Below are 11633 nucleotides of genomic sequence, written 5' to 3'. Positions count from 1 at the left end.
CGCTGTAACCCAGTCAATGCAGATCAGAATCTCGGCTTTAAAGAAATCTTCGCCAAAGCGGTCCTGATTTAGGGGATCACCGAGCCGACGACGGCCAATTCCTTTCCATCGAGCAACTGTTCGACATCGAGCAGCAGGATCATCCGTTTTTGTTTCTCGATATTGGCCACCCGACGGATCAGGCGCTGTTGCTCGTCCGATAGAACCGGAGCCGGGCCGATCAACGAGGCCGGGATGCGGATCACCTCGGACACCGAATCAACGATGAAGCCGGTCCGCACCCCCCGGATGGTGTAGACCATGATCCGCTGGCGGTCGTTGCGCTCCATCCCCGGCAGGCCGAAGCGGCGGCGTTGATCGACCACCGGCAGCACCACGCCGCGCAGGTTGACCACGCCTTCGATGAAGTCGGGGGTTTTGGGCACCCGGGTCAGTTCCTCGGGCACCCGGACGATTTCCTGAACCGAATCGATCGGCACGCCATATTCCTCGTTCATCAACCGGAAGGCGACGAACTGCTCCTCGTCATCGGTCGTGCCAAGGTATCCAGGGGTCTCTTCGTCGGCCACCGCGTCCTCCTCTCCCAGCGCATTCGCCGCCACGGCGCGAATTTCGTCGCTGTTGAACATCGCGTCGGCCGACAGGATCGACACCAGCCGGTTGCCGCCCTGCAGCCGGCAGATGGCTTCGATTTCGCCCAGGTTTCCCGTGCGGGCGAGCAGCGCCGGCATCGGATCGATCAGGGCGTGGCCGACCCGCAGGACCTCCTTGACGCTGTCCATCACCACGCCGACCGAGCGTCCGCTTCCCCCTGCGCCCCCCTCGAGCGAGACCACGACGATCTTGTTGGTCTCGGTTAGGGCGAGCGTGGGCAGGCCGAACATCTCGCGCAGGCCGACCAGCGGCAGCAGCCGGTTGCGCAGCGTCATCACCCCCAAGACATGGGCCGGGGTGTTGGGGACGTCGGTGATCAGGCCGGGGATCTGGACGATCTCCTGCACCCGCTCGATCGGCAGGGCGTATTCCTGGCCGGCCACCTCGAAACTGACCAGTTGGCTTTCGTCATCGCCGTCGGTCGCGGCCTGGACGCGGCCATCCTCGGCGCGCCCGGCCTCGCCCAGGGACGGCGCCAGGGGGGCGGAGCCAATCGCCTGGAACTCGCGCGCCACCACTTTGGCGGCGTCGAGAATCATCACCATCGCCCGGTCGCCATCGCCCTTGATCATGCCGGTCAGCAAGTCGGTGTCGACCGTGCCGCCGATCGCCCCCGACGGCTCGATATGATCGGCCTCGACCGAGACGACATTGGCCACCCGGTCGACCACCAGTCCCACCGGCCGCCCCTGATCAAGCACCACGACCCGGGTCGCGTCGTCATGGACAACCGGGGCCATGCCGAAGACATGGCGCAGTCGAATGACCGGCAAGACCGATCCCCGCAGGTTGGCCAATCCCTCCAGCGCCGCCGGGCTGAGGGGCACGCACACCACATCGGGCATGCGGATGATCTCTTGAACTTCCGACAAAGGCACGGCGAACAAGTCGTTATCGACATGGAAGATGACGAATTGGCGGGCGTTTCCGGCTTGGAGGGCGCCGGCCGCCGCGCCACCGGTGACCTGCGACGGATCCGGGCCCGAGTCCAGCGCCGCCTGCGTGATTTCGGACATTAGGTCCTCCTTACACCTCAAGGGCGGGGATCAGGCGCCAGCCTGCAATTCGTCGGCGAGCGAGGCGATCTCCTCGATGGCGGCGGCCAGTTCCTCGGCGCCCTGCGACTGCTCTCGCGCCGCGTTTCCGGCTTCGAGGGTGGCGCGGGTGGTCTGCTGGGCGGCCGCCGCGATCTGTTCGACGCCGGTCTGCACCTCCTTGACCACCTGGACGATCTCGTCCGAGCTGGCCAGGATTTCCCGGCCGCCGATCAGCACCTGATCGATGTCGCGGGAAATGGTTTCCAGATCCACGGTGATGGCCTTGTTCTTTTCCCCCTCAAGGGTGGCGGCGGCCGATATTTCGTCGAGGTCGCGACGGACCGAGCCGATCTGGTCCTGAATCGACTTGATGGTGTCCTTGATACGGTCGGCGTTCTCGGCCGAATCGCGGGCAAGATTGCGGATATCGGTGGAAACCACGGCGAAGCCCTTGCCGAATTCACCCGCCCGCGCGGCTTCGACCGACCCGTTGACCGCCAGCATATTGGTCTGGATCGATACGGTGGTGATGGCGTCGACGATCTTGTCGATCCGACGGCTGACCTGTTCCAGGGCGGTCATCTGCTCGCGGCTGCGCTTGCCGGCCTCGACCGAGTCCAAGACGCCGGCGATCATTTCATTGATCAACTCGCTGGCGGAAAGGAGCAGTTGGGCGGTCGTCTCGCTTTTTTCCACCGTGGTCGTCGCCCGATTGGCCGAGACCTGGGCGCCGCGTTCGATCTGGGCGATCGCCGCCGAGGCTTGCTGGGTCGCCGCCGCCTGCTGCTGGGCGCCCTTCTGGATCTGGTCGAGGGCGACCTGGATCTGGGTGGCGGCGCGGTTGATTTCCTCGACCGCCGAGGACAGTTCCTCGGCCGCCGAGGCGACCTCTTCGCTGCTCTTTGAGATGTCCGTGGAATTCTTCAGTTCGTCGGCCAGTTCGGACAGTTCCTGCGAGGCTTGTTCCGATTGCGCGAGGGCGGCGGTTTGCTGGTCGATGGTCTTAAGCGTTTCCTGACAGGCGGCGCTTTGCTCCTCGGCGGCCGCCGCGATCAGTTCGGAGCCTTTCTGCACCTCCTTGACGGCGGCGGTCGATTCCTCATTGGCCTTGACGATGTCCCGGCAGCCGGCCGAGACGGCGACCATGTCCGTGCGAATGCGCTCCAACTGAACGCTGATCTGCGCGCCTTTCTCCACCTCCCTGCGGGCGGTGGCGGCCGAGGCGGTGATACCCTCGGCGATCGCCTTGACGTCGGTCTGGATCTGGGTGATCAGGTCCTGGATTTCCCGGGCGCTTTTTTCCGAGGTTTCAGCCAGGGTACGCACCTCGTCGGCGACCACGGCGAAGCCCTTGCCGTGCTGCCCGGCCCGGGCCGCCTCGATCGCGGCATTGAGCGCCAGCAGGTTGGTCTGGTCGGCGATGCGGGCGACGGCCTTGACCACCTCCGAGATGGCGGCCGCTTGGCTTTCCAGCTCCTCGACCATGCGAACCGAATTGGTTTGACGCTCGGCCGCCCGGCCGATCGCCTGGATCGAATTGCCGATCTGCGCCGAGATCGAGAAGATCATCGTTTGAAGGGCTTCGGTCTTGATCAGGGCGGAATCGGCGCTTTCCTTGCCCTTGATGATCAGTCCGGCGCCGTGGCCGACCGCCTTCATCGATTGCTGGGCGGCCCCGGCCGCCTCCTCGGCGCCCGAGGCGATCTGTTCGGAGGCCTTCCTCAATTCCTCGGCGGCCGAGGCGGCCTCGGCCAGGCCGCTGGCAAGCTGCGAGGTGGCGGCGGCGACACGCTCGGCCGCTTTTTGCTGGCGGGCAAAGGTTCGCGCCTTGCGCTTTTGCGCCTCGGCGAGAAGCCGGCCGCCACCACTGACATCATCGGTGGTGGCCGTTTTAGCGGATGCGGCTCCGCCAACTTGATTTTTTTTGACAAGAGCCATAGCATTCCCCTTCATTTCATTTCCGGGATGTCTTAGAGAATCGATATTCAATAGCATTAATTCAATGAATAGTTGCCATACGGTAAGTTTTTATTCTAAGTATGGGACGTTGTTATTTGCGATCTCATGGAAAAGTCTCCTTACCCGCTCCCTTTCGGCAGGCTCTGCGATCAATCGCTTTTCCGAAGATTCTTTTCGAAGGATCGGCCAAGTATGGACTTTTGGATTGATTCGCAAAACCAAAATCAAGCCAGAATGCGAATCTAAGGCTAGATACCTAGACAAGAATATATATACTAAGAGTCTCGTCTGAACGTCAATGGGCAGTTGACCGCCGCCGCGCCCTTTATGGGTTGACGGGCTGTCTGAATGCTCGCTCAAGTATTCAATCGGTGATCGTCGGGGGGGCTGTGGCCCGCCGAACGAGGGCGGCGAGGCCGGCTTGGCGCGGGAGAGGATCGGTCAAGGCCGGGGGCGTGAGCGCTCTTCCCGAGAGGCGGAAGCAAGATCCGCGGAGGGGCGGGGAGGGTGAGAGACCGGGCCGGTCCCTGAGCGGATCGGGCGCGCGCTATCCCGGGGATCTGACCGCCGGGGATAGGGCCCTCCGGGCGCGGCGGGCCCTCCGCTGGCATCGCGCCGATGCCGATGCCGGGGCGGGGAGGGGCCGGGGAGGACGGCCGGCCATGCCCGCCCCTGTTGGGGAACGGGATGGCCGGACCGGAGGATGGACGGGATCAGCGGTGGGGAGAGCCTTGCGGGATCAGCGTCTGGACGATTGAGGCGTCGAGCGCCTCGTAATCATGCAGGCCGATGGTGGCGTAAAGCTCCGCACGGGTCTGCATGCGCTCGACCATGCGGTGGGCCCCCCCATCCCGGGCGATGGCGGCGTAAAGCTCGGCCTGCGCCTTGTTGGCGACGCGCAGGGAAGAGACCGGCCAGATGACCATGGCATAGCCCATCTCGGCGAATTCGGTGGCGGTGAAAAAGGGCGTCTTGCCGAATTCGGTCATATTGGCCAACAGGGGAACGCCGGGCATCCGCTCGGCGAAGGCCCGGAACATCTCTTGCGTATTGAGCGCCTCGGGGAAAATCGCGTCGGCGCCGGCTTCCACGTATAATCTGGCGCGGGCGATCGCGCCCTCCAGCCCCTCGCTGGCGGCCGCGTCGGTGCGGGCGATGATCACGATGTCGCGGGCGGCTTTCCTGGCCGCCGCCACTTTGGCCGCCATGTCGTCGGCTTTGGCCAGTTTCTTGTCGTTGAGGTGCCCGCATTTCTTGGGAAGGAGTTGGTCCTCCAGGTGGACCGCCCCGGCGCCGGCCTCTTCAAAGGTGCGGACCATGTGCATGACGTTGAGCGCTTCGCCATAGCCGGTATCGCCATCGACCAGCAGCGGCAAGCCGGCGGAGCGGACGATCTGGCGGATGAAGAAGGCGACGTCTTCGATGGTGAGGATGCCGAGATCGGGCAGCCCCATGGAGGCGCTCATCGCCGCGCCCGAAAGATACACCCCCTCGAAGCCCGCCGCGCGGGCCTGCAAGGCGGCATGTCCGTTATGGGCGCCGGGAAGTCTGAGGATCTCCGGGCGGTTCAAAAGCGCCCGGAAGCGGGTGCCCGCGCTTTCCTTTGGCAAGGTGTCGGCAATCAGATAGGGCATCTGTGTTCCTCACATCGAAACATGGTCGCTTCTGGCCGACATGGGCACGAAGGCGAGGTTTTCCGGGCCGGTGTAATTGGCCGAGGGGCGGATGATCTTGTTGTCCTGGCGCTGTTCGATAACGTGGGCGGCCCAGCCGCAGGTGCGGGCGATGACGAACAAGGGCGTGAACATCGAGGTGGGGACGCCCATCAGGTGATAGGAGACGGCGCTGTACCAATCGAGGTTGGGAAACATCGCCTTGGTATCCCACATCACCTGTTCGATGCGCTCGGCCACGTCATATTGCAGATGGGAGCGCACCTCGTCGGCCAATCCCTTGGCGACCCGTTTGATCACGGCGTTGCGCGGATCGGCCGTGGTGTAGACCGGGTGACCAAAACCGATGACGACTTCCTTGGCCTCGACCCGGCGGCGGATGTCCTCTTCGGCATGCTGTAACGAGGCGTAGCGTTTCTGGATGCCAAAGGCGACCTCGTTGGCGCCGCCGTGCTTTGGCCCGCGTAGGGCGCCGATGGCGCCGGAGATGCAGCTGTACATATCCGAGCCGGTGCCGGCGATCACCCGCGCGGTGAAGGTCGAGGCGTTGAACTCGTGTTCGGCATAGAGAATCAGCGAGGTGTGCATGGCCTGCACGAAGTCGTCGCTGGGGGGCTTGCCGTGGAGCAGGCGCAGGAAATGGCCGCCGATGCTGTCCTCATCGGTTTCCACCTCGATCCGGCGGCCGTGGTGGGCATAGTGGTACCAATACAGCAGCATCGATCCCAAAGAGGCGATCAGGCGGTCGGCGATGTCGCGCGCGTCGACCGGATGGTGGTCGTAGGCCTCGGGCAGGGCGCAGCCAAGCGCCGAGACGCCCGAGCGCATCACATCCATGGGATGGGCGGCGGCCGGGATCGTCTCCAAGGCCTCCTTCACCGAGCGCGGCAGGCCGCGCGACACCTTGAGCTTGGCTTTATAGGAGGCGTATTGGGCGGCGGTCGGCAGGCCGCCGTGGATCAACAGGTGGGCGATCTCCTCGAATTCGCAGGTCTCCGCGATATCGAGGATGTTATAGCCCCGGTAATGGAGGTCATTGCCGCTCCGGCCCACGGTGCACAGCGCCGTATTGCCGGCGGCGATACCCGAAAGCGCCACGGACTTCTTGGGCTTGAATGTGGTTTCGGTCATCGGACGGTCCCCTTTTTAGAAAATGCCGGGCGGCGTGGCCGGCCCCAGGGTGTCAGGCGAGACGACGAAGCTCAGGTGGGCGACCTCGTCCGCGGTCAGCTCGGGCAGTCTCTCGACCAGGGCGATAAAACGGTCCTGCTCGGCGGGGGCGATGACGCCCTCGGCCAGGGTGCGGAATTTTCCAATGTAGTCGGGGCGGGCGAAGGGTCGGGTTCCGGCGGGGTGGGCATCGGCCACGGCCAGTTCGTCGACGATCTGGCGCCCCCCCTTCAAGGTGATGATCACCTTGCCGCCAAACGCCTTGTCGGCGCCCTTGGCGTGGTAGCGGGCGGTCCAGGCGGGGTCTTCCTCGGTCGTGATCTTGTGCCAGAGGTCGATGGTGTCGGGCCGTCCCGCCCGCTCGGGGGCATAGCTTTTGACGTGATGCCAGCCGCCGTCCTGCAGGGCGACGGCGAAGATGTACATGATCGAGTGGTCAAGGGTTTCCCGGCTGGCGCGGGGATCGAGCTTCTGGGGATCATTGGCGCCGGTGCCGATCACGTAATGGGTGTGATGGCTGGTCTGGATGACGATCCGCTCGACCTGCGAGAGGTCGCCGACTTTCGGCCCCATGCGCTTGGCCAGATCGATCAGGGCCTGGCTTTGATATTCTGCCGAATATTCCTTGGTGTAGGTGTCGAGGATCGCCCGCTTGGCCTCGCCGGGCTCGGGCAGCGGCACCTGGTAGACATGGCCGGGGCCCGACAGCAGCCAAGCGATGAAGCCGTCCTCGCCCTCGTAAGCCGGCGCGGGCGCGCCTTCGCCCCGCATGGCGCGGTCGACCGCCTCGATCGCCATTTTCCCGGCGAAGGCGGGGGCATAGGCCTTCCAGCTCGAAATCTCGCCCTTGCGGGATTGGCGGGTCGTCGTCGTGGTGTGAAGGGCCTGCCCGATGGCCTGATAGGTGACTTCGGTGGACAGCCCCAGCAGGGCGCCGATGCCACCGGCGGCGCTTGGCCCGAGATGGGCGATATGATCGATCTTGTGCTCGTGCAGGCAGATGCCTTTGACCAGATCGACCTGGATCTCGTAGCCGGCGGCCAGACCGCGCACCAGCGCCGCGCCGTCGCATCCCAGGGATTGCGCCACGGCAAGGATCGGCGGGATGTTGTCGCCGGGATGGCTGTATTCGGCGGCCAGGAAGGTGTCGTGAAAATCCAGCTCGCGCACCGCCACGCCGTTGGCCCAGGCGGCCCATTCCGGGCTGACCTTTCCGCCTTCGGCCAAGCCGAAGATCGGCGCCCCCCGCTCCGACCGATGACCCAGGGCCTGGGCGCGGGCCGAACGGACCGGGCCGCGGGCGAGAGAGGCGGCGGCGACCGCGGCGTTGTCGAGGATGCGGTTGCCGATCATCTCGGTGACGTCGGGGGGAACGGGCACCCGATCCGTGGCGACGGCGGCGAGTTTCCACGCCAATTGATTTTCGCGCGGTAGCGGTTCGGCGGATTTATAGGTGCGAACGTCGTGAAGCTTCATGTCCTGGACTTCCGTTTTTTTTGAAGTGGGCAACCAAAGGGCCGCGAAGGCAGTGTCGCATCATCGGCAAGGGGCGATGCGTGGGACAGGGCTGAAACCGTGAAGTCTTGAAGAGGCCGTTCTGCGAATCTGCGAAGATTGCGAAGTTCCGGTTTTTTGCCGGGGAATTACTGAAGCAGAAGCAGAAGGTCTTTGCTTTCCACGGTTTCTTGAACCTGGACCAGCAGATCGGCGACGATTCCGTCGCGGGGGGCGTGAAGGGTCGTTTCCATCTTCATCGCCTCCAGGGTCAGCAGGGGATCGCCCGCCGCGACGGCCTGTCCCTTGTGGGCGAGGATCGAGGAGACGGCCCCGGCCATTGGCGCGGCGACCTGCCGATCGTCGCCCTCGATGGCTTTGGGGCGGGGGGGAGCGGCCACCCGGCTGCGGTCGGCGACGCGGATCACCCGGGGCTGGCCGTTCAACTCGAAGAACAGCTTGACCTTGCCGTCCGGCTCGGCGGCGCCAATCGCCTGAAGCACGATGATCAGGGATTTGCCCGGTTCGATCTCGACGACGATTTCTTCGCCGACTTTCATGCCGCCAAAGAAGGTGGGCGTGGGCAGGACGGCCACCGGGCCCCAGGTCTCGGTGGCGCGGGCGAAATCGGCGAAGACCTTGGGGTACATCAGCGCCGAGGCGAGATCGCGGTTATCGACCGGACGGCCGATCTCGGCCGCGGTTTTGGCGCGCAGGGCCCCCAGATCGGCCGTTCCCAGCAAGGCGCCGGGGCGGACGGTCAAGGGGGCTTGGCCTTTGAGGACCTTTTTGCGCAGGGCTTCGGGCCAGCCGCCATAAGGCTGCCCCAGGTCTCCCTTGAGCATGTCGACGACCGAGGCCGGAAAGGCGATGTCGCGGTCGGGATTGAGCACGTCTTCGGGAGTAAGCCCCTGCGACACCATCATCAGCGCCATGTCGCCAACGACCTTGGACGAGGGCGTGACCTTGACGATATCGCCAAACAGATCATTGGCCTGTCGGTAAGCCGCCGCCACGTCGTGCCAGCGGTTGGCCAAGCCCAGCGCCCGGGCCTGCTCTTTCAGATTGGTGAACTGGCCGCCCGGCATCTCGTGGAGATAGACTTCCGAGGCTCCGGCGCGCAGGTCGCTTTCAAAGGCGCCATAAAGGGCGCGGACGTCTTCCCAATACAGGCTCATCCGACGGATCGCCTCGGCATCGAGGCCGCTGTCGCGGTCGCTTTTGCCGATCGCCGCGACCACGGAGCCGAGACAGGGTTGGGAGGTGGTGCCCGACAGGGCGTCCATGGCCAGATCGACGGCGTCGACCCCGGCGTCGATGGCGGCGATGAGGGTCGCGGCGGCGGTGCCCGAGGTGTCGTGGGTATGGAGGTGAAGGGGGCGGTCGGTGACGTTGCGCAGAACCCTTACCAGGACTTTCGCCGCTTTCGGGCTCAAAAGCCCGGCCATATCCTTGATGGCGATCACATGGCAGCCGGCGGCATCGAGCTGCTGGGCGAGATCGACGTAATAGCGCAGCGAATATTTGGCCCGGTCGGGGTCGAGGATGTCGCCGGTATAGCAGATGGCGCCTTCGGCGATCTTGCCGGCCTCGCACACGGCGTCGATGGCGACGCGCATGTTGTCGATCCAGTTGAGGCAGTCGAAGATACGAAAAAGATCGATCCCCCCCTCCGCCGCCCGGGCGACGAAAAAGCGGACGACGTTATCGGGATAATTCGTGTAGCCCACGCCATTCGCGCCGCGCAGCAGCATCTGAAGCAGGATATTGGGCACGCGCTCCCGGATCGCCGCCAGCCGTTCCCAGGGATCTTCGGAAAGGAAGCGCAGGGCGACATCGAAGGTGGCGCCGCCCCAGCATTCCAGCGACAGCAAGTCGGGCAAGCCGGTGGCGTAAGCCTCGGCCGCCCGCACGATGTCGTAACTGCGCAAGCGGGTGGCCAGCAGAGACTGATGGGCGTCGCGCAGGGTGGTATCGGTGATGAGAACCCGATCCTGCGCGCGCATCCAGCGGGCGAAGCCGTCCGCTCCCAGCCGATCGAGGCCTTGTTTCGTCCCCTCCCGCCGCGTCGTTCCCAAACGGGGCGGTTCGGGGATCCGCGCCACGGCGCGGGGCGGCCGCCCGGCCATCTCCGGATGGCCATTGACCGTGATATCGGCGATATAGGTCAGAAGCTTGGTGGCGCGATCGCGGCGTCGCGGGCTGTTGAACAACGCCGGCGTTTCGTCGATGAAGCGCGTGGTGTAGCGCGTTGCCCGGAAGTCGGGATGGGCCAAGATCGCTTCCAGGAAGGGCAGATTGGTGGCGATGCCGCGAATGCGGTATTCCCGCAGAACCCGTTCCATCCGGGCGATGACCTCATCGGGCGTCGGGGCCCAGGCCGTCACCTTTTCCAGCATGGCGTCGTAGAACGGTGTGACCACGGCGCCCGAATAGGCCGTTCCGCCATCCACCCGGATGCCGAAGCCGGAGGCGCCGCGATAGGCGGAGATCCGGCCGTAGTCGGGAACGAAGCCACGCTCGGGATCTTCCGTGGTGATCCGGCATTGCATGGCGTGGCCATTGAGGCAAATCGCCTCTTGCGCCGGAATTCCCGTTTCGGCGGTTTGGCCGATATGCCCGCCCTCGGCGATGCGGATCTGGGCTTTCACCAGATCGAGGCCGGTCACGACCTCGGTCACGGTATGCTCGACCTGAATGCGGGGATTGACCTCGATGAAGAAGAAGTCGTTGGTCGCCACGTCCATCAGGAACTCGACGGTTCCGGCCCCGACATAGCCGGTGGCGCGGCCGATCTTTAACGCCGCGTCGGTCAGCCGCCTCCGGGTCTCGCTATCCAGATAGGGGGCGGGGGCGCGCTCGATGACCTTCTGATGGCGGCGTTGGATGGAACAGTCGCGTTCAAACAGGTGAACAAGCGTGCCATGGCTGTCGCCGAGCAGTTGCACCTCGACATGGCGGGCGGCGCGGACGAGCTTTTCAAGATAGACCTCATCCTTTCCGAAGGCCGCCGCCGCCTCGCGCCGGGATGTGGTGACCGCGTCAAGCAGGTGCTCCTCGCTGTCGATCGGGCGCATGCCCCGGCCGCCACCGCCCCAGGAGGCCTTCAGCATCACCGGATAGCCGATATCCTTGGCGAGACGGTGGATCACCCCCGGATCCGTGGGCAGGGGACCCGTCGCCGGCATCACCGGCACGCCGAGCGATCGGGCCAAATTGCGGGCCGCGACCTTGTTGCCGAGTTGGCGCAGGGTTTCGGGCGTCGGGCCGATGAACCGAATGCCCGCCGCGGCGCAGGCTTCGGCGAAGGCCGGGTCTTCCGACAAAAAACCGTATCCGGGATGGATGGCGTCGATCTTTTCGCGCGTGGCGATGTCGATGATGTCATCGATCGCCAGATAAGCCTGAAGCGGCCCTTTGCCGGCCCCCACGCGGTAAGCCTCGTCCGCCTTGAAACGGTGCAGCGACAGCCGGTCCTCTTCGGCATAGAGGGCGACGGTTCGGATCCCGAGTTCCGCCGCCGCCCGAAAAACGCGGATCGCGATCTCCGAACGATTGGCGACCATCAGCCGCTTGATCTTTTGCCCCATTTTTTCCCGCCGCCTCAGTTTGAACAATCCGACCGGCACTATCGGCGGCGCCCCGG

Annotated in this window: 6 protein-coding genes; all 6 read right to left on the bottom strand. The window is 64.9% G+C overall.

What is annotated here, in order from left to right; all coding sequences use genetic code 11:
- Positions 1–68: 68 nt before the first annotated feature.
- Positions 69–1670, bottom strand: a complete 1602-nt coding sequence (locus tag RRU_RS12015; RefSeq protein WP_011390075.1) for a chemotaxis protein CheW — start codon at positions 1668–1670, stop codon at positions 69–71.
- A gap of 30 nt (positions 1671–1700) precedes the next feature.
- A complete protein-coding gene (locus RRU_RS12010) occupies positions 1701–3629 on the bottom strand; it encodes a methyl-accepting chemotaxis protein (RefSeq protein ID WP_011390074.1) in 1929 nt (642 codons plus the stop codon).
- 734 nt (positions 3630–4363) lie between these two features.
- A complete protein-coding gene (gene prpB / locus RRU_RS12005; protein ID WP_011390073.1) occupies positions 4364–5284 on the bottom strand; it encodes a methylisocitrate lyase in 921 nt (306 codons plus the stop codon).
- A 9-nt stretch (positions 5285–5293) separates the two neighbouring features.
- Positions 5294–6454, bottom strand: coding sequence for a bifunctional 2-methylcitrate synthase/citrate synthase (prpC, locus tag RRU_RS12000; protein ID WP_011390072.1), 1161 nt, complete (start codon positions 6452–6454; stop codon positions 5294–5296).
- Positions 6455–6469: 15 nt separating this feature from the next.
- Entirely contained in the window at positions 6470–7969 is a 1500-nt protein-coding gene (locus RRU_RS11995; protein WP_011390071.1) for an MmgE/PrpD family protein, read from the bottom strand.
- 167 nt (positions 7970–8136) lie between these two features.
- Positions 8137–11577 (bottom strand): pyruvate carboxylase, encoded by a 3441-nt coding sequence (gene pyc, locus RRU_RS11990; protein ID WP_011390070.1) that lies wholly within the window; start codon positions 11575–11577, stop codon positions 8137–8139.
- Between the last annotated feature and the right edge of the window lie 56 nt (positions 11578–11633).

The organism is Rhodospirillum rubrum ATCC 11170, assembly GCF_000013085.1.
Classification (GTDB): Bacteria; Pseudomonadota; Alphaproteobacteria; order Rhodospirillales; family Rhodospirillaceae; genus Rhodospirillum; species Rhodospirillum rubrum.
Note: the sequence above shows the minus strand (reverse complement) of the source record. Positions and strands in the feature narration are given on the sequence as shown.

What these genes read in the sequence shown, in the direction of transcription:
- prpC (WP_011390072.1), bottom strand. Translation starts at nt 6,454, where the DNA reads ATGACCGAAACCACATTCAAGCCCAAGAAGTCCGTGGCGCTTTCGGGT.
- prpB (WP_011390073.1), bottom strand. Translation starts at nt 5,284, where the DNA reads ATGCCCTATCTGATTGCCGACACCTTGCCAAAGGAAAGCGCGGGCACC.
- RRU_RS12010 (WP_011390074.1), bottom strand. Translation starts at nt 3,629, where the DNA reads ATGGCTCTTGTCAAAAAAAATCAAGTTGGCGGAGCCGCATCCGCTAAA.
- RRU_RS12015 (WP_011390075.1), bottom strand. Translation starts at nt 1,670, where the DNA reads ATGTCCGAAATCACGCAGGCGGCGCTGGACTCGGGCCCGGATCCGTCG.
- RRU_RS11995 (WP_011390071.1), bottom strand. Translation starts at nt 7,969, where the DNA reads ATGAAGCTTCACGACGTTCGCACCTATAAATCCGCCGAACCGCTACCG.
- pyc (WP_011390070.1), bottom strand. Translation starts at nt 11,577, where the DNA reads ATGGGGCAAAAGATCAAGCGGCTGATGGTCGCCAATCGTTCGGAGATC.